The 19,588-nt window shown below is 33.0% G+C and carries 15 protein-coding genes and 1 riboswitch; of the genes, 1 reads left to right on the plus strand and 14 read right to left on the minus strand.

The genetic code is table 11. The features are described from left to right. Positions 1-352: 352 nt before the first annotated feature. The 8 genes from thrB to COI44_RS19490 all read right to left on the minus strand — a co-directional run bounded on the left by thrB (position 353) and on the right by COI44_RS19490 (position 12,459). Positions 353-1,261, minus strand: a complete 909-nt coding sequence (gene thrB / locus COI44_RS19455; protein ID WP_098429413.1) for a homoserine kinase — start codon at positions 1,259-1,261, stop codon at positions 353-355. Beyond that, positions 1,258-2,316 (minus strand): threonine synthase, encoded by a 1,059-nt coding sequence (gene thrC, locus COI44_RS19460; RefSeq protein WP_179887192.1) that lies wholly within the window; start codon positions 2,314-2,316, stop codon positions 1,258-1,260. The genes thrB and thrC overlap by 4 nt, the downstream gene beginning before the upstream one ends. Continuing rightward, the gene (locus COI44_RS19465; RefSeq protein WP_098429415.1) at positions 2,309-3,613 is read right to left on the minus strand and encodes a homoserine dehydrogenase; all 1,305 of its coding nucleotides are present in this window, start codon (positions 3,611-3,613) and stop codon (positions 2,309-2,311) included. Before COI44_RS19465 ends, thrC begins: the two co-directional genes overlap by 8 nt. 130 nt (positions 3,614-3,743) lie before the next feature. Further along, complete coding sequence (gene metA / locus COI44_RS19470) at positions 3,744-4,649, minus strand: homoserine O-acetyltransferase MetA (RefSeq protein ID WP_098429416.1); 906 nt, start codon at positions 4,647-4,649, stop codon at positions 3,744-3,746. A 124-nt stretch (positions 4,650-4,773) separates the two neighbouring features. After that, complete coding sequence (gene metH, locus COI44_RS19475; RefSeq protein WP_098429417.1) at positions 4,774-8,151, minus strand: methionine synthase; 3,378 nt, start codon at positions 8,149-8,151, stop codon at positions 4,774-4,776. Continuing rightward, positions 8,148-9,974, minus strand: a complete 1,827-nt coding sequence (locus COI44_RS19480) for a bifunctional homocysteine S-methyltransferase/methylenetetrahydrofolate reductase (protein ID WP_098429418.1) — start codon at positions 9,972-9,974, stop codon at positions 8,148-8,150. Before COI44_RS19480 ends, metH begins: the two co-directional genes overlap by 4 nt. A gap of 81 nt (positions 9,975-10,055) precedes the next feature. Then, a riboswitch (SAM riboswitch) is annotated at positions 10,056-10,159 on the minus strand. Positions 10,160-10,270: 111 nt separating this feature from the next. After that, a complete protein-coding gene (gene shc / locus COI44_RS19485; protein ID WP_098429419.1) occupies positions 10,271-12,136 on the minus strand; it encodes a squalene--hopene cyclase in 1,866 nt (621 codons plus the stop codon). 14 nt (positions 12,137-12,150) lie between these two features. Further along, on the minus strand, positions 12,151-12,459 hold the full coding sequence (locus COI44_RS19490) for a hypothetical protein (protein WP_098429420.1): 309 nt from the start codon (positions 12,457-12,459) through the stop codon (positions 12,151-12,153). A 242-nt stretch (positions 12,460-12,701) separates the two neighbouring features. On the opposite strand from COI44_RS19490, the gene COI44_RS19495 reads away from it, so the two are divergent. After that, positions 12,702-13,151 (plus strand): hypothetical protein, encoded by a 450-nt coding sequence (locus tag COI44_RS19495; protein ID WP_286164000.1) that lies wholly within the window; start codon positions 12,702-12,704, stop codon positions 13,149-13,151. A gap of 240 nt (positions 13,152-13,391) precedes the next feature. Here COI44_RS19495 and COI44_RS19500 read toward each other — a convergent pair whose 3' ends face one another. The 6 genes from COI44_RS19500 to hutI all read right to left on the minus strand — a co-directional run bounded on the left by COI44_RS19500 (position 13,392) and on the right by hutI (position 19,586). Further along, positions 13,392-13,670, minus strand: a complete 279-nt coding sequence (locus COI44_RS19500; RefSeq protein WP_179887203.1) for a DUF3892 domain-containing protein — start codon at positions 13,668-13,670, stop codon at positions 13,392-13,394. A gap of 177 nt (positions 13,671-13,847) precedes the next feature. Next, positions 13,848-14,750, minus strand: a complete 903-nt coding sequence (locus COI44_RS19505) for a LysR family transcriptional regulator (RefSeq protein ID WP_098429422.1) — start codon at positions 14,748-14,750, stop codon at positions 13,848-13,850. Positions 14,751-15,082: 332 nt separating this feature from the next. Continuing rightward, complete coding sequence (locus COI44_RS19510) at positions 15,083-15,787, minus strand: HAD family hydrolase (protein WP_098429423.1); 705 nt, start codon at positions 15,785-15,787, stop codon at positions 15,083-15,085. Between the two features lie 638 nt (positions 15,788-16,425). Further along, positions 16,426-16,995: a dihydrofolate reductase family protein gene (locus COI44_RS19520; RefSeq protein ID WP_098429424.1), complete on the minus strand. Its 570-nt coding sequence runs from the start codon at positions 16,993-16,995 to the stop codon at positions 16,426-16,428. A gap of 427 nt (positions 16,996-17,422) precedes the next feature. Next, entirely contained in the window at positions 17,423-18,382 is a 960-nt protein-coding gene (gene hutG / locus COI44_RS19525; protein ID WP_098429425.1) for a formimidoylglutamase, read from the minus strand. Further along, entirely contained in the window at positions 18,363-19,586 is a 1,224-nt protein-coding gene (hutI, locus tag COI44_RS19530) for an imidazolonepropionase (RefSeq protein ID WP_098429552.1), read from the minus strand. The genes hutG and hutI overlap by 20 nt, the downstream gene beginning before the upstream one ends. Positions 19,587-19,588 lie beyond the last annotated feature (2 nt).

Raw genomic sequence — 19,588 nt, forward strand, 5'->3', positions numbered from 1 at the left:
ATTTTATTGACGTAGATACACCTTATTCTAATTTATTGTTATTTCTTGTGATATCCGCTTAATTTATTCATAGATGATGCTCTTATTTGCAGTTTTAGTGATTTTTTTGCAGATTCGATTTTTTTAATTGCAGTTTGATAATTTTTATTTGCACTTTCACTGATTTTAATTGCAGTTCCACCTTTTTTATTTGCACTTTAGATTTAATTGCACCTTCACAGATTTAATTGCAGTTTCACAATTTTTATTGCACTTCATAGATTTTAATTGCAGTTCCGCCCTATTTATTTGCACTTCAGTTTTATCCCAAAAATAAGAAACCACTCAACTATCCATGGTTGAGTGGTTTCTTTTAATTCGAGTGGATTGAATGTTTAACTGTTGCACCTCTGTTTTCTATTTTTATTTCACTTACATCACAATTTGGAAATAAACCTGTAAAATAGTCAATTGCTTCAGTGCAACCTTCGATCGAAACAAATGCTAATACTGTTGGACCGGCACCACTTAATACAAATCCATGAACATATTCAGGTAATTCGATTTGTTTTAGGGTGTCTAGCTCTTTTACAATTTTGCATCGATATGGTTCGTGAAATAGATCTCGTTTCATCATATCGCCTGCTAATGCCCAATTTTCCGTTAAGAGTGCTAAAACTAATATATTACTATAGCTGCTAGATTGAATAGCGTCCTTATAAGGAATCGTTAAAGGTAATATATTTCTTGCATGGACAGTTTCTAATTCGTATTTTGGTATAATTGCTACTACTGACACTTTATTTAATGTCGAGTGTTGGATATATGCTTTTCCATCGATAAAAGTCCCAATAACTAAGCCGCCATAAAGTGATGCTCCGACATTATCCATATGACCTTCAATTGAAGTTGCGATTCTAAGCTGTTCTTCTAAAGATAATTGAAGATTACAAAGTTCATTTGCTAAAATAATGCCCCCTACTATTGCTGAGGCACTACTTCCTAAACCTCTTGTTAGCGGAATATTACTTTCAAGCTTTAAATGACATGTTGGCAAAGATTTATGATTTGCTTTTGCAACATCAATTGCTGTTTTTAAGATTAAATTTGTCTGATCAAGTGGTATATCTTTCAAATATTCACTAAATCCCTCACAGCTATATTGATCATGATCATATACTTCAATAGTTAAGTATCGATCTAAAGCGATACCAATTGAATCAAAACCAGGTCCCACATTTGCAGTACTTGCAGGAACTGTTATTTGGAAAAGTTTTTTCATATCGAAACCACACCTTGTAAATGTTCTAATACAATTTTTTCTTCATTCGGTAATAATATTGGTTCAATTTTACTTGATTGTATTGCGATATCTGGATCCTTTAATCCATTACCTGTTAAAATGGCTACTACTTTTGAGCCTTTTTTGATTACACCTGACTGTACTTGTTTGTATACTCCAGCAATACTTGCACATGAACCTGGTTCTGCAAATACGCCTTCTTTTGATGCAATCCATTTATAAGCTTGTAGAATTTCTTCATCTGATACACTATCAATTGCACCGTTTGACTGTCCAATTGCATTTACTGCGTGCTCCCAGCTTGCTGGGTTACCAATACGAATAGCTGTTGCAATTGTTTCGGGATTATCAATCTTTTTATTATTAACAATTGGTGCTGCACCTTCTGCTTGAAAACCATGCATTTTAGGTAATTGATAACCTTTTGATAATTTGTATTCATTAAATCCTTTCCAATAAGCTGTAATATTCCCTGCATTTCCAACTGGAATTGCTAATATATCTGGAGCTTCTTCCAATTGCTCACAAATTTCAAAGGCAGCTGTTTTCTGGCCCTCGATTCGATATGGGTTTACGGAATTTACTAGGGTGATTGGTTCAGACTCACTAATTTTCCTTACCATTTGTAATGCGTGATCAAAATTTCCATCGATACTAATTATATGTGCTCCATACATGACAGCCTGCGCAAGTTTACCATATGCAATTTTGCCATTAGGAATAATAACAAAACATTTCATACCAGCTCTTGCAGCGTAAGCAGCAGCTGCTGCAGATGTATTACCTGTGGATGCACAAATAATTGCTGAACTTCCTGCTTCCTTTGCCTTTGCAACTGCCATTACCATCCCACGATCTTTAAATGAACCTGTTGGGTTTAGCCCTTCTAACTTAACAAATAATTCAACTCCCCACTCCTTTGATAAGTGAGGTAAAAATAGCAATGGCGTATTTCCTTCATTTAAAGTTAATTTTGGTGTCTCTTCATTGATTGGTAAGAAATTTGAATATTTTTCAATTAATCCTTTATACATCAAGATCTTCACCTGCAATTCGATAATAGCTACGTACTTCATCGACTACATCAGATGTTTCTAAATTTTCCAATACTTTTTTGTATGCTGAATATGAAGCATGGTGTGTTACTAAGATGATTTCAGCAAGTCCTTTATGCTTTAATGGAACTTGAATAATTTTCTCAAAACTTATATCAGATTCTGTAAAAATTGATGTAATTTCAGCGAACGAACCTAATTGATCTTTTACTGTAAAGCGGAAGAAAGATTTAAAATAAATTTCATGATCTTCTTTAATTTCTTTTGGATATTGTGGTAACACAGCACTTGTACCGTTTACACCAAGACGCATATTTTTCATTACTGCAACTAAGTCTGATACGATTGCAGTTGCAGTTGGTAAACTACCAGCACCTGGGCCATAGAACATCGTTTCTCCTACAGCTTCCCCATATACATAAACTGCATTAAATTCATTGCTAACTGATGCTAATGGATGATTATGTGCAATTAAAGTTGGTCCAACACTAACTTCAATTCGATTATCGTTTCTCTTCGCATAACCGATTAATTTCATTGTATAACCAAAGTATTTAGCAAAATCGATGTCTTCTGAAGATACTGAACTAATACCACGTACTTGCACATCTTCTAGTTCAACATCCATTGAAAAACCTAATTTAGCTAAAATTGTCATTTTTCTCGCAGCATCTAGTCCTTCAACATCAGATGTTGGATCTGCTTCTGCAAAGCCGAGTTCCTGAGCCTCTTTTAACACATCCTCATATGCTTTTCCTTCATTGCTCATCTTTGTAAGAATAAAGTTTGTCGTTCCATTTACAATTCCCATTAGTTTAGTTACACGGTCTGCAGCTAAACCATCTACTAAACTACGAATAATCGGAATACCACCAGCAACACTAGCTTCATAGAATAAATCGCATTTATTCTCATTTGCTACACGGAGTAATTCAGTACCATATAACGCCATTAAATCTTTATTAGCTGTGACTACATGCTTTTTATTACGAAGAGCATGGAGTATGTATTGTCTTGCATCTTTAATTCCACCCATTACCTCTACTACAACATCTACTTCTGCATCATCTAAAATTTCATATGCATCTGTAGTTAATAAATCCTTTTGAATTGAAATTGAGCGTTCCTTTTCAAGATCCTTAACAAGAACCTTCTTTACTTGAACAGAACAACCGATTTGATGCGCTAATCTATCCTGATGATCTTCAACAATTTTTACAACACCACTTCCAACAGTTCCAAGTCCTAATAGGCCGATAGATATACAGTCTTTCATATGATCTCCTCCGTTAAAATTTGATATTATTTCCATTATGGGAATGTTTTATGAAAATAGCAAACATTTTTTTAAATTTTCCAATTATTTTTTTAGTATTTGACGAAATTATGAAACTTAAAATAAAAAATTATAAATTGTAAGGGGTTTCTTGATAAACGTAATAATTTAACCAATTCGAGAAAAGTAGATTAGCATGGCTTCTCCAACGTACAATAGGTGGTTTTTCAGGATTGTCATTACGGAAATAGTTTTTCGGAATAGTAATTTCCGCTCCTCTTTGTACATCTCTTTCATATTCTGATTTTAATGTATTAATACAATATTCATGATGTCCAGTAGCAAAAATTTGCTTTCCGTCTTCACTAGTAACAAGATGGACACCCGCATCATCCGATAAACTTAAAATCTTCAATTCTCCTATTTGATCAATATCTTCCTTCCTAACTTCAGTATGTCTTGAATGCGGTACATAATACTCGTCATCAAAGCCACATACCAGTTTCACAAAGCGATCCTCTACTGAGTGTGGGAAGACACCAAACATTTTTTTATCTAATGTATATTTAGGAACTCCGTAGTGATGATAAAGACCTGCTTGTGCACCCCAACATATATGTAATGTAGATGTTACATTTTCTTTTGTGAAATCCATGATATCTTTAAGTTCCGACCAATATTCAACTTCTTCAAAGTCCAATGTCTCTACTGGAGCACCGGTAATAATAAAGCCATCATATTTTGTATTTTGAATTTGTGAAATCGTTTTATAAAAGCTTGAAACATGCTCTTCTGAAACGTTTTTTGGCTTGTATGATTCAGTACCGATTAAGTCGATATCTACTTGTAAAGGTGAATTTGCAATTAAACGTAATAATTGTGTTTCGGTTTCAATTTTAGTTGGCATTAAGTTTAAAATGCCTATTTGAAGCGGTCTTATATCTTGTGACTCCGCTCGCTCTTTCGTCATATAGAAAACATTTTCTTTTGTTAGTATTTCCGTTGCAGGTAGATCTTTGTTGATAATTACAGGCATTTTTTCCACTCCTCTTTTTTCTTAAGAAAAAGGTAGTAGATTGATGCATGAACTATTTCTACTACCTATTTGAACTATCTAAATTAAGGTTTTATTGAATCAAATGAATAATTATTCTCACTTTTTAAACTGAAAAATATCTTCCATCTTTATGCGAGAATACCATTGCAGTTACAGATGCTTCTGGTAGCATCATAAATCCTTCTGTCAGATTAATCCCAATTTCATTTGGGTTAATTAACTTAAATAGCTTTTCTTGATCTTCAAGATTTGGACACGCAGGATATCCAAATGAAACCCTAATTCCTTGATATCTTGCTTTAAAGCGCTCAGACATCGTGAAATCCGGACGGTCTGGGAAACCCCATTTTTCTCTCATCAACATATGCGTTTTTTCAGCTAAACCTTCTGCTAATTCTAAGGCTAATGAGAATAAAACGTGACTCTTTAAATACTCTCCTTCTTGTTTCAATCTTTCAGCAATATTTCTTACTCGTGGTCCTGATGTTACAGAGAAAAATCCAACATAATCCATCTCTTCACCAACAGGATTTAAAAAGTCGCTTATACAAAGATTTGGTTCTTTTCTTTGTCTAGGAAATTGAAAACGTTCAATCGGTTTTTTCGTTTCAGAGTCATAAATAATGACATCATTGCCATCACTTTGAGCAGGGAAAAATTGATAGATTACTTGGCAGTCAAAATATTCATTTCCATCTTTTAAGAATTCTTGAACTAACTCGTATAACTCTTGGCCACGTTCTTGATTTTCCCATTTACCTTTTACACCCAAATGATGTCCTATTAGCATTTGATAATTAATAAAAGGTGCCACTTGAGCTACTGGAATATTTTTAATGACCGTTTTACTTAATGATGAAGGAACTAGGCAATCTGATATTTGTATTGCTGATCTCTTTGTACTAACTTCAGGAACAGGCAATTCAATAACATTGTCTATTTTTTTAATTGCCTTTTTCTTTTCTTCTAATGCTTTTAATTGATCTGGATTAACAATCTTATTTGCTAAATCTAAACCAGTCATTGCATCATTTGAGTAAACAACTAATCCATCGTAAATTGGCTGAATACGGTTTTCAGTAAATTTTCTAGTTAATGCAGCGCCACCAACTAATATTGGTGTATTAATTCCTGCACTTTTTAAGTCACCAGCTGTAATAACCATTTGTTGAGCAGACTTTACTAATAAGCCTGATAAACCAATAATATCTGGTTTATTTTCACGTATCTTTGTAATTAAATCATCTGGTCGAATATTAATGCCTAAATTGACAACATCAAAGCCATTATTCGTCAAAATAATATCAACTAAATTCTTTCCGATATCATGAACATCACCTTTAACAGTTGCTAAAATGACTTTCCCTTTTCTAGAGCTTTCCGTTTTCTCCATAAATTGCTCTAAAAAGTTTACAGATGCCTTCATTACTTCTGCACTTTGTAATACTTCAGCTACGATAAGTTCATTATTATTAAAAAGTCTTCCAACTTCATCCATCCCGGTCATTAGCGGCCCATTAATAATATTTAACGGTGTGTCACCACGATCAAGACAAGCTTGTAGATCTTCTATTAATCCTTGTTTTGAACCTTCAATTACACACGCGGCTAATCTTTCTTCAATCGGAAGCAGTTCTTTTGGTTTTTCTTCTTTCTTTACTGAATTTCTAAAATGCTCAACAAATTTATCTAATGTTTCTTGAGACGTATGGAATAATAAATTCTCAGCAAGCTCGCGTTCTTCTGCAGGAATTGAAGCGAATCGTTCTAATTTCTCAGTATTTACAATCGCGTAATCAAGACCAGCTTTTGTAGAATGATATAAAAAAACTGCATTTAACACTTCACGACCAGCATTTGGTAATCCGAATGAAATATTACTTAAACCTAAAATCGTTAAACATTCCGGAAATTCATCTTTAATTAATTTAATGCCATCAATGGTCGCTTTTGCAGAACCAATATATTGCGTATCACCTGTTCCAACAGGGAAAACAAGCGGATCAAAGATGATGTCTGTCGCACGAATTTTATATTTTTCAGTTAATAATTGATAACTTCTTTTTGCAATTTCTAATTTTCGTTCTGCCGATACAGCCATCCCATCTTCATCAATCGTACCAACTACAACTGCAGCACCATATTTATGAATGAAAGGTAAAATCTTTTCAAATCGTTCCTCCCCATCTTCAAGATTAATCGAATTAATGATCGCTTTACCTTGAATATAAGTTAGTGCTAATTCAATTACTTTTTCATCAGTTGAATCAATCATGATTGGTACTTTTACTTTATTAACTAATTGCTTAACGAAATTTTCCATATCTTCAACTTCATCACGATCAGGATCTGCCATACATACGTCGATCACATGCGCACCTTTTTTCACTTGAGCTCTCGCAATTTCTGAAGCTTCTTCAAATTTTCCGTCAGCTATTAAATTTTTAAATTTACGAGATCCAATAACGTTTGTTCTTTCACCGACGAAAAGTGGTCTCATACTATCATCATAGCGAAGTGATTCTAAACCACTAACCGCATGATCCTCTCTTTTTTTAGGTTGACGAGGAGTTATTCCATTTACCGCTTCTTTCATTGCCTTAATATGTTCAGGAGTTGTTCCACAACAACCACCTATAATATTAATCCATCCTTGTTCAGCGAAATCGCGTACTTTGTGCGCTAATGATTCTGGTGATTCATGATAATGTCCATCTTCATCTGGTAGACCGGCATTTGGATAACATGAAACAAATGTCTCAGATAGGTCTGACAATGATCGAACATGATCCCTCATAAACTCAGGTCCTGTTGCACAGTTTAATCCAATTGAAATAGGAGAAATATGTTCAATAGCTAAATAGAAAGCATCAATTGTTTGACCTGCTAATGTTGTCCCCATTGGTTCAATCGTACCTGAAATCATAACGGGTAATTTTTTATTTAATTCGTTAAATGCATTACTAATCCCAATACAAGCAGCTTTAACATTTCTCATATCTTGACAAGTTTCAACTAATAAAACGTCTACACCACCATTAATTAATCCAGTTGCTTGTCGATTATATGCAGTAATTAATTCATCAAAAGTCACACCACCTGTAACACTGATTGCTTTTGTTGTTGGACCCATCGCACCTGCAACATATACATCTTTACCCGACGCTTCAACAGCTTGCTTTGCAATCCTTGCTGCAATTTCATTTAATTCAATATCTAAATGCTGTAAATTATAATCGGATAAAACAATATTTGTTGCTCCAAATGTGTTCGTTTCGATAATGTCAGACCCAGCAAATATATACTCCTCATGAATTTCTTGTATAACATCCGGTCTTGTCACAACTAAATATTCATTACAGCCTTCATATTCTTCTCCACCAAAGTCATCTGCTGTTAAGTTTCTTTGCTGGATCATCGTTCCCATTGCTCCATCAAGAAGTAATATTTTTTCTTTTAATGCGATATCTAAAGTTTTCATAGTTGAATCTCCTCTTTATTGCTGCTTTTAGTAAATTGAATTAAGTCCTCTGTTATTTCATACTTCAAAAATGGAGTGATAAAATAAATGCCGTTAAATTTATCCTTAACATAATCAATAAGCTCTTTTGCAATTTTTTTACCTTCATCAACTGCTCTCTCAGGTTCAACTGATGAAATTCTATTTCTTACTTCTTCGGATAAAGTAATTCCTGGAACTTCATAATGGATAAAATCAGCATTCTTCTTACTAACTAGTGGCATAATTCCAATAAAAATTGGCTGTTTAATATGACGGGTTGACTCGTATAACTTATCAATCGTTTCAAAATCATAAATTGGCTGCGTTAAAAAATAATCCGCTCCCGCCTCGACCTTTTTCTCAAGTCTTTTAATTGCTGCATCAAATTTTCGAACATTCGGGTTAAAAGCAGCAGCGACAGAAAATCTCGTTCCATTTCCTAAGTTTTTACCAGAATAAAGTCTACCTTCATTCATTTCTTTAATCATTCGAATTAGTTCAAGTGAGGCTACATCATATACTGAAGTTGCACCTGGAAAATCTCCTACCCTTGCTGGATCACCTGTTATAGCAAGAACTTCATTTAATCCTAATGTTGATAGCCCCATTAAATGAGATTGAAGTCCAATCATATTACGATCTCTACAAGTTAAATGCGTCAAAACTGGAACATCCAATCTTTGAAGCAGTGAAGCCATCGCCACGTTCGAAATTCTAGGTGAAGCTAGTGGATTATCTGCTAGCGTAATTGCATCAGCTCCTGCGCTATGTAATGCTTTCGCCCCTTCAAAAAACTTTCTAGTTTGTAATGTTTTTGGTGGATCTAGTTCTGCAATGATCGTCGTTCTCTTTTTTGCCTTTTCTGCTAATGTTTCATTCTTTTGTTCTTCTTGCTTAGGGATTGTAATTTTAATTGTTCTGTTTTTCACTTCTTTTTTTGTAACAGGCTGTAAAATTTCAATCTTACTTCGTAAAGCAGCGATATGAGCTGGTGTTGTACCACAACATCCACCGATTAGTCTTACACCTTGTTCGATAAATGGTTTTGCCATATCTTCAAAATATTCTGGATTCGATTTGTATACGTATTTTCCCTCATTGTATAGTGGTAATCCTGAATTAGGAAATGCCGATAAGTAACCATTCGTTGGTAAAGAAACAGTATTTAATGACTCCAACATATGAAGTGGTCCTAGATGACAGTTAATTCCAACTACATCTGCACCCAAATCGATTAAATTAGGAAGAATTTTTTCAATATATTGGCCACTTTGCATGACGCCAATTTCTTGTAGTGTTACTTGTGCAATAATTGGTAAATCCGTTCTTCCTCTTAATAGATTTACAGCATCATATAATTCATTTTCATCATAAAATGTTTCCAGCATAATCCCATCTACGCCTTCTTCTAGTAACGCTGAAGCTTGCTCAAGTAGCATCATCTCACGTTCTAAAGGTGTCGTAAAAGTAGAACCTACATATTTCATTCCACCTATACCACCAATTACTAAAGCTCTTCCTTTTGAAGCCGCTCTAGCATTTCTAACAGCCATTTGATTGATTTGCTTAACTAGCTTTTCCAAACCATATTGTCTCAGTTTTCCAGCATTAGCACCGTACGAATTTGTTTGAATCACTTCTGCGCCAGCATCTATATATTGTTCATGTATATGAATGATTCGATCACGCTCAGTAATATTAAGTTCTTCAAAACAGCTGTGAAGTCCGCCAGAATACAAAAGTGTTCCCATTGCGCCGTCACCTAAAACAATTCCATCTTTTAACTTTTCCAATAAGCCCATTCAATCACTTCCCATTTATATAAAATAAAAAACGCCATTCTCTCAAAAAAAATGAGAGAATGACGTTTAAGTACAGATTACGCCTTATCTCTCATGTTTTAAACATGCTGGATTTAGCACTTTTTAGCTTCCGCTAAAGTTGCCGGGTTTCAAAGGGCCAGTCCCTCCACCACTCTCGATAAGGATTATTTAGTTATATTCAATATAAACAGTTTACTATATTTATATGATAAAGAAAAGACATTTATGGAAATATTTCCAAAAATAAATTTATTTTGTTTACATAATAGTATTATTTAACTATTTTTAAAGTGTGCTAGTGCTAATAGTGGATAAATTTCATTATAGCTATGATAGTGAATATAAAACTGACCAGGTAATCCTAATCCAGTTGGATAAGTTAATGCTTTATTTGTTAATTCACTTTGAGTAGTTAAAAATTTTATCCCTTTTCTAATTACTTCATCTTCTTTATTACGAATTGAAAGTAAAGTATCAACTGCCCAAGCTGTTTGACTAGGTGTACTATATTTTAATGGAACATATTTATTTTTTACAGGTGCAAGACCTGATTCTCCCCAACCTCCATCTTCATTTTGAATACTAACTAACCATTTCTCCGCTTTTTTAATTGCCTCATGATTTTTAGGAATTCCCACGGCTCTAAGACCAGTAATCGCTGCCCAAATCCCATAAATATAACAAATACCCCATCTACCATACCAACTACCATTTGATTTTTGATTTTTCAAAAGCCAATTAACCGACTTTTTCACAATCGGATCATCGTTTGAAATCGTCGTATAGTGTCCAATAAATTCTAATACGCGTCCAGTTAAATCTGCAGTAGAAGGATCGATGATTGCATCTTTTGCATTTTCAATTGGTAAGAATGTTAACCACTTATTTGTTACATTTTTTTCGAATGCTCCCCATCCACCATCGTCATTTTGAAGTCCAAGTAAAAAATGAACTCCCTTCAACCAACTTTCATGAATTGTGGATTGATCCAAAGCACTTCTTGCAAGCGCCCTTAAAACTGCTCCTGTATCATCATTATCTGGGATAAAAGAATTAACATCAGAAAAACCCCAACCGCCAGGACTTAAGTTTTTAGCATGAACCTTCCAGTCACCATTCATATTTTGTTGTTTCTTTATCAGGTAATTTATTGATTTCGAAACAATCGGATCACTTACTTGATAACCAGCTTCTTGAATTGCATATGACAATAATGCAGTATCCCAAACTTTTGATGGCGAATTTTGAATATGAAGTCCCGCTTCCGTATCGGCTGCATATGAAAGAAGTCCTTGTAGAGCATTTTGAATGACAGGTGAAGTAGCTTCATAACCTAAAGCCATTAAAGCATAAATCATATAAAATGTAGAACTGGCATAGCTATAAAAAGTTCCATTTGTTTCAATACGATCCAGAATAAATCTTTCAGCCTTTTTATATCCTTTCTGGTGAAAATAGAGAGGATATGAAGCTAGCTTCTTACCTTCTTCAAGTAAAAATTGATAAAAACTTCCTCGCTCTTCGTAAAACCATTCTACCTCACTAGTTTCCAGAAGATGATCGATATTTAGATCCTCATCCAATTTCACTTTAAATCGCTTATTTATACAAATAATCATTGGAACTAAATGAACTCTAGCATAATTACTTAAATCAAATAAACTTAACGGCATTTTATCCGGTAGCAAAAAATAACTCATTGGAAAGTAAAATAATTTAGGATATTCAATCAAACCATGAGTAGCTAGAATCATTTTTAACATAAAATGCGTTTTTTTAATACCACCGTTTTCACGTATAAATTTTTCAGCTTTCTTCATACTTGAATGTTCTTTTGAATACTTTTTTGAGATTAATAGAGCTATGTATGCTTGTACTGTTGCATTTATGTTTCCATCTTTTTCATCTTCGTATAATTTCCAAGCTCCATTCGGATGTTGAAGATTGATGATCCGATCGATAATCCTATCAATCACCTTTTGATTTTTGTATTCAAGATCATTCAATAATAAAATCATAAAACTATCCGTTATTATTGAACCTTCAAAACAAAATTCCCAAGAACCATCTTCATCTTGTTTTGCTCTTAGCCGTTCGATCCGCTCTTCAATATTTCTTAAAACAATATTTTCGAGGTCCATTTTACCACCTCAGTTCAATTTTTTTCTGCCTGATGGTATTTTTCCATTCTTGTTGAATGCTCAATTTCAATTTCAATTTCAATTTCTTCAAGATCATTAATTTCTTCTGATACCTCGATTTCTAATTTTTTACTAAAATAAACAATTGAAATAATAAATGCTAAAAGGCTAAAAGGTAAAACAATTATGTTAAATGCGAACCAAGTAAATGAATGTAAAATATGAAAATAGCTACCTAGTAACAAGCAATAAATAAGTAATAAGAGATCGATAACAATTACACCGCAAAATGATTTTACTATTTTTAATAATAAAGGATTCAACTAGATCACACTCCATTACTAATCTATGATTTAAATGTGAAATAATGAATTATTCTGTGTAATTAGTACCTGTTACTTGGAAAAAACAACAATTTATAGTGGGAATTTCAGGGGAAATAAATAATTTACTTTGACTTTTTTCTCTAAATTATTAAAAAAATAGAACAATCTATTAAATGTCTAATCAGAAACTATTAAAAACGAATATAGTGAGAGTAATGATAGAAAGGAGTGTTTTTACTATGGCAGCAGAATTTGAAGATTTCAAAGCTTTAAAAGAAGAAATTCAAGAGGTGCTTGCAGCAGCTAATCAAGATGGTTCAATCAATTTTAATTTTTTCAACATTGAAATTAAAGAGAATCGCATCCAAGTCGAACAAAGAGCTGAAGGCGGAGGACAAATTAATCGTAATGTTGGAATGAACGCAAATCAAGGCGGACAAAATGCTAGAGACAATAGTCAAACAGCAAATGACCGTTCACAATTTGCAGATGGAAATGGTAGAAGTGGTATTGCTGGAAGAGATAACGATGAATTAGGCGGACAGCAAGGAATTAAAATCAGAGACAGCAAAATCAAAAGAAGCAGAATCAGAACAGATTCCGAACACAACGAAGGCGCTGGAACTGAAGAAGCAAACGGCGAACAATTCCAATTGCCAAGATTAAATAGACTTAATAGAACAGAATAACTGACTTCCCCACTTACGATTAGTTCTAAGTCACATATTCTTAAAGTGTGGACAAGCTATACTAAGATATAAAAAGAAGATACCTCCTCGTAATTGTGAATGTTGATATTGAAAACTATTTGCAATTTTATGTTCACTTTATTACCCTTGACCTCAACAAATGATTATATTAAATAAAAACCCACGAGGAAAATTCCTAGTGGGTTTGCTTCATTTTTTTATAAGTTTAGCTTTTCAAAGTTAAAACTCCGGTAAATTACTCAAATTATTTTCTGCTATACCATCCGGTTCACTTCTAAGGATGTCACGACCATACTTATGGATTACATCTACATGTGCTAAATTACCACTTTTTGCTTCCTGTAAAGCTTGAAGATAATCAAGTTCACGATTAAAACTTGTTCTGAAACCAATTAAATCACCATCTTCATTTTTACGAACAGCAACTATATGTTCCTTGTCCTGATTTACTGATTCATCTCCCATCATTTGTTCGTCATCACTTTGATTTCTATACATTTCATATGCTTCTTCAAATCGATCTTGAGTCACTTTTGTCTCCTCCTTTTATCTTTAGTTTTGCCATTGCTGGGGGATGTAAAACTAATTAGTCCTAGATGAAGGATAATATTAATCTTTTATAAAAAAGAACTGATTTTACAGTTGAATATTTACTGATTACTATCTTTTTATTAATTATACGTTTTTAAAATGTTCTATAAAATCTTCAAGAAACTCATTATACAAATTCGATAAACCTTTTGTTTCTAAATAGATTAGCCAAAAATCAAGTTCGAATAATCGCATCTGTTTATCCATCAGTGGGATTATTTTCAAATCTCCATTTAATACCATTGGAAAATTCTTTAGTGTAAAGTCGTGAAGATATATAATTGCATCACTTTCTTTTACTAGCTTAAAAAGCATGCTAGTCCTATTTGAACTAATTATCACTTGCTCTGGATTTATTTTAATAAATTTTAAAATCTGGTTATAATCAGATGTTTCATAAGTTACTAATTTAGTATTTTTCAGATCACTTGGAGTTACAAAGTCTAATGTATAAAAGGGTGAGTTTCTTCCAACTGCTATACATATATGTCCTTTGTAAATGTGCTTATAAGAAATATTTTTAGCTTTTTTCAACTCATCAACGGGTGCAGAGATAAGCGCAAAATCATAATCTTCCTTATTAAAATTCTCAATAATCTTTGTAGGATTTTGTTCAATTAATTCAAAGGTTAAATCTTCATTTTCTAGATTAAGCTTTACCAAAAATTCTTGAAGTATATAAAAAAAAGCAGGTGCAATTTTTACTTTTAAATGCTTTTGATAACTGTTTTTATATATGTTCAGTTTTTTATTCATTTCATCTATAGTTTTCAGAACTGAATTTGCTGTTGAAATCACTATTTCACCTTCAAAAGTTGGCGTAATACTTTTTTTGGATCGATTAAAAATTTTTATTCCAAGCTCATTTTCAAGTTGGGTAATAGACTGACTCAAACCTGGAGTAGATATAAATAGTTTTTCTGCTGCTTTTGTAATCGACTTTTCAATTTCGACAGTGACAATATGCTCCATTTGTTCAAAATTCATATTTATCCTCCGCAAATAATTTTTTTAAAAAGTTCAATATGTAGGTATCTGCCCTTTTCTTTCTTTTTCTGATAATAAATCCGGATCATCATCGTATGTTGACACTAAAGTTATTCATATTTGAATTCCCCAAAGATGTTTATTTATTATTAAGATATCATATTATCCAAATGCTAGTTTAATTATTTCCCACAAGTAAAATAGAGGATGATCGATTAAAGATCATCCTCCACTTGTTGAACTAATGCATGACTAAGTTCAACAACATGATTGAATATTCAAAAGAGATGTTAATTGAACTATCGATAAATAAAATGGACTAAAAACAATCCTCAAAGTTTTACCAAATTACCAAATAAAAGTAATTTTATTTCAACTAAAGACTTAATACTATCTAATCTGTGATTATGTTCAATTTCGTCATAAGACCATGAATCTCTAATTATATGAATTGCTTTCATCCCTGCATCTAAAGCAGGTACAATGTCACTTCTTAGAGAGTTTCCGATCATTACTGGATTACTTAATTTTTCATTTAACTCAACATAGGTATTTATATCTTTTTTACTTGTAATAAATACGTTGTCAAAATGTTGCACTAAGCCAGTCTCCATTACTCGCTTAGTTTGAACGTCTTTTTCACCTAAAGTCAATATTGTCATACTTGCTACATCTTTATGATTTGATAATTCTTCTATTATAAATGTGTCACTTTGCAGTGGAATATTTACTTTAAATATCGTTTTTGCTAATGATTGTAATTGATCATTGACAATACTTGATATTTCAATATTAAATCGTGTTGCCAATAAATCTAAAGTGGATTCCCATGCATAAGGATATCGGGCTTTACTGAAACCCATCTCTTTAATTAGTTCCAGATCGATTTTATTAAAAACTTCTTTAATGTCATTTATTATTACTTTTTCATCTAGTGCTTGATGTACTAGATTCGAACATAAATCTACATTATGCCGAAATGCGGCTTGGGTTTGAATTAATGTATCGTCTAAATCAAAAACTAAATCATATTTCATAATTAATTTATCTCACTTTCCAACTGAACCATATTGTTATTAATTTTCGCATACGCCTATTGATTTGGCTTTTCTAATTATATATGCTAATTTGCTAAGTGTCCCTAATTTATTCTTAAAATAATATAAAAGTAAACCTTAAGTTTGTTTTGCTAATATACTGTAAAAATTTATTTAGATTCTTTTAGCTAATATTCTTTTTGTAAAACAGAGGAAGATCCTTAGATCATCCTCTGTTTGTTACTCTATTAATATAACTAATTAATAACAAAGTAAAATACATTCATTCTAATATTATGTATTTTAGAACTAGTCCCAATGATTAAATATGACTTCACTTATTGTTTTAGGTTTCCAGTAAGCTATTTGATTTAATTCTGCACTATTTAATCCAATCGCACTTTTTAGTATGAGCGGTTCATTCAGCTCACTTGTACTCAACACTATATAAAATGGACTAAACTCTTCTTTTATTTGAGGAACACTGAATCACAATCTTTTAAATTGCTTACCATCAATATTTGGAGGTTCATTTTGTTTTTTATCGAAGCCAGTTATACCATTAAGAAGTTTTATAGTTACCACCTTATCTGTTTCACACACCATATAGATAAATAAAAATTTAACTCTTAATAAATTTATTCTTCATTCAAATGATAAGTTACCTGCACAACTCCAGAAGAAAAGGTCCTTGTATTCATCATGATTAAATTCTTTCTCTGTTTTATGTCAACAAACAATGATTTTCCTTCACCCAATATAACAGGATGAATTGATAATCTAAATTCATCTACTAGCCTTAAATTTATAAATGATGTAATAAGGCTTGATCCTCCATACAGCCAGATGTCTTTGCCAGGTTTTTCCTTCAATTTATTTACTTCTTCAATTATATTTTCATTTATAAATGTTGCATTATTTTCATCTGTTGATTGAGTTCTGGAAAACACATATTTTTCCTTGCTATGAACTAAATTCCATATTTCTTTATCAGATTCAGAGTCATCTATATCTGGAATATAATTTCCCCACAAATCATAGCTTTTTCGACCATATAAAATCGTATCAATTTGATTCAAGAAATTTGTGAATTCCATTTCAGGATCCATTATGCACCAATCAATTTCTCCGTTTTTCCCTTCTATAAAACCATCTAAAGTAACCGCTAGATCTAAAATTATTTTTCTTTGTTTTATGCTATTTGACAATGCCGTTCCTCCTATTTCGTTTATACATTTTTTAATCTTATACTTCTCACTAATAACGAAACCGAATATTTGTTCTTATTTTGATTATAACAAGCATGCTTGGTGCTATCAAATATAGATATTTTGGTTTAAAAGAACTAAAAACCTCATGATTTGTTATTTTAGAACGTGTATTCAAAGTTTATTTGCACTTTGGTTAATTTTATTTGCAGTCATTCTTATCTTATTTGCACTTCGAACTTTATTTGCACCCCGGAGTTCTTATTTGCACTTCGACCTTTATTTGCACCCCAGGAGCTCTTATTTGCACTGTTACAAGTTTTATTTGCAGTCACTCTTATCTTATTTGCACCTCAACCTCTATTTACACCCCTGCCCATAAAAAACAAAAAAACTCGCAAACAACAAAGTTTACGAGTTTCACATTTTACTTATTTAGCAACTTAACCTTCTCAACAAGAAAGTTTAAGATAACATGTGCTGCGATTCTGCTTGTCATGTCACGGAAATCGATTGTTGGGTCAAGCTCAACAATGTCCATTCCACAAACTTTAGGATGTGATGCTAGATAACAGATGCCATCTAATAGAGTTTGACTGTCCATTCCTCCAGGTCCAATTGCTGGGCAACCAGGAGCAAATGCTTGATCAAGTACGTCCATATCTAGGCTAATGTAAATTGCATCTACTTTGTCTACTAAATGGTTGATGCTCTCTTTAATAATTTTTGAGATTCCTAATTCGCGAACATCACGCATTGAATAGATCGTTACTCCATTATTAACACCGTATTCAGTGTATGGAGCACTATTTGAGAAATTTCTGATTCCAATTTGAACTAAGTGTTCACCTTTTAGAATGCCTTCGTCAATCAAGCTTCGGAATGGTGTACCGTTCGAACGTCCACCATCTTCAGTATTTCTTAAGTCATGATGAGCATCAAATTGGATAACTCCTACTGTTCCTCGTTCTTTTGCAAAAGCTGAAATGCTTGGAAAGCTAATTCCGTGATCCCCACCTAAAATGATTGGCATCGTTTCTTTGTATTGACCTAGCAATTCAGAGATTGTTGATTTAATACGATTTCTAGACTCTTCAAAATCAGTCACATGCATCGTAATATCACCAAAATCAGTTACCTTGTAATCTTTTAAATCAATTTGGTCTTCAATATGATAAGTACTGTAACTACTTAGCATTTTTCGAATTGAAGCAGGTGCGAAGCTTGCACCTGAATGACTAATTGATGTTTTAGATAATGGTACACCGATAATTGAGAAATTTGATGCTTCTGTTCCATTCCATGCAGAGATGATTTCATTGGCTTTTGTTACTTTTGAATCAATGAAAATTGCATCCCCTGCTTTTTTAAGATGTGATAGCGACATCGTGTTCACCCCTACTTACTACTAATTTACCATTCTTAAATACTGATTCTACATGATTTACACCAAAATGGTAAGGTACATAAGTATAGTTTGGTACATTCCAAATAACGACATCTGCCTTACGACCAATTATTAATTTACCAGCTTGGTCTCCACGATTAATCGCATGTGATGAGTTAATCGTAACGGCATTCCAAATTTCTTCAGGCGTCATTTTTAGTTTAAGCATTGCGATTGTCATGATTAATTGTAAATTTTCAGTCGGGCAGCTTCCTGGGTTGAAGTCAGTTGCTAATGAAACTGCTACGTTATTTTCAATCATCGCTCGTGCAGGTGCAAATTCAGGTTTATTTAAATAGAAAGTAGTTCCCGGTAAAATGACACCAATTGTGTTGCTCTTACCAAGCATTTCTACACCTTTTTCAGATGCTCCACAAAGATGATCAGCAGAAATAGCGCCAATTTCAGCTGCCATTTCAGTGCCACCTAGGGGATCGATTTCATCAGCATGAATTTTAACATTAAAACCTTGTTCTTTTGCTTTTAATAAAAATTCTCTTGATTGTTCTACTGAAAATACACCTGTTTCAGCGAATACATCTACAAATTCAGCAAGTTCTTCTTCTTTAATTACATCTAATAAAGAGAGCATTTTTTCTAAGAAAGCTTCTTCATTTCCTTTATACTCCTTTGGTACTGCATGCGCACCTAAGAAAGTTGAAACTAAATCAATATCATGCTCGGCTTGTAATTCTTTAGCAACTCGAAGTTGTTTTAATTCAGTTTCTTCATCAAGTCCATAACCACTTTTTGCTTCAACTGTTGTTACACCGAATGAGAGCATTCTGTTTAAGTGATGAATCGTTTTCTTTTTTAAATCTTCATGAGAAGCTAATTTAGTTTGACCTACAGTAGAATGGATCCCGCCACCCATTTCTAATATTTCTAAATAAGAAGCACCTTGTAATTTCAAACTAACTTCATGCTCACGTGATCCTCCAAAGACCACGTGAGTATGAGGGTCAACTAATCCTGGAGTGACTAGTTTTCCCTGGCAATCAATTACTTCTTTTGCATCAATTTTCTGTTCGTTCATTTGTCCGATATAAATAATTTGCCCATCTTCCCATGCAATTTCTGCATTTTCTAGAACAGGTAGATTACTCATGTCTTTTCCATGAATTGGACCATCACCATGATCCATCG

Source organism: Bacillus sp. AFS088145 (assembly GCF_002564465.1).
In the GTDB taxonomy this organism is placed as follows: domain Bacteria; phylum Bacillota; class Bacilli; order Bacillales; family Bacillaceae_G; genus Gottfriedia.

Coding starts and splice junctions, on each gene's coding strand:
- thrB (WP_098429413.1), bottom strand. CDS start 1,261: ATGAAAAAACTTTTCCAAATAACAGTTCCTGCAAGTACTGCAAATGTG.
- thrC (WP_179887192.1), bottom strand. CDS start 2,316: ATGTATAAAGGATTAATTGAAAAATATTCAAATTTCTTACCAATCAAT.
- COI44_RS19465 (WP_098429415.1), bottom strand. CDS start 3,613: ATGAAAGACTGTATATCTATCGGCCTATTAGGACTTGGAACTGTTGGA.
- metA (WP_098429416.1), bottom strand. CDS start 4,649: ATGCCTGTAATTATCAACAAAGATCTACCTGCAACGGAAATACTAACA.
- metH (WP_098429417.1), bottom strand. CDS start 8,151: ATGAAAACTTTAGATATCGCATTAAAAGAAAAAATATTACTTCTTGAT.
- COI44_RS19480 (WP_098429418.1), bottom strand. CDS start 9,974: ATGGGCTTATTGGAAAAGTTAAAAGATGGAATTGTTTTAGGTGACGGC.
- shc (WP_098429419.1), bottom strand. CDS start 12,136: ATGGACCTCGAAAATATTGTTTTAAGAAATATTGAAGAGCGGATCGAA.
- COI44_RS19495 (WP_286164000.1), top strand. CDS start 12,702: ATGGCAGCAGAATTTGAAGATTTCAAAGCTTTAAAAGAAGAAATTCAA.
- COI44_RS19500 (WP_179887203.1), bottom strand. CDS start 13,670: ATGTATAGAAATCAAAGTGATGACGAACAAATGATGGGAGATGAATCA.
- COI44_RS19505 (WP_098429422.1), bottom strand. CDS start 14,750: ATGAATTTTGAACAAATGGAGCATATTGTCACTGTCGAAATTGAAAAG.
- COI44_RS19510 (WP_098429423.1), bottom strand. CDS start 15,787: ATGAAATATGATTTAGTTTTTGATTTAGACGATACATTAATTCAAACC.
- hutG (WP_098429425.1), bottom strand. CDS start 18,382: ATGTCGCTATCACATCTTAAAAAAGCAGGGGATGCAATTTTCATTGAT.
- hutI (WP_098429552.1), bottom strand. CDS start 19,586: ATGGATCATGGTGATGGTCCAATTCATGGAAAAGACATGAGTAATCTA.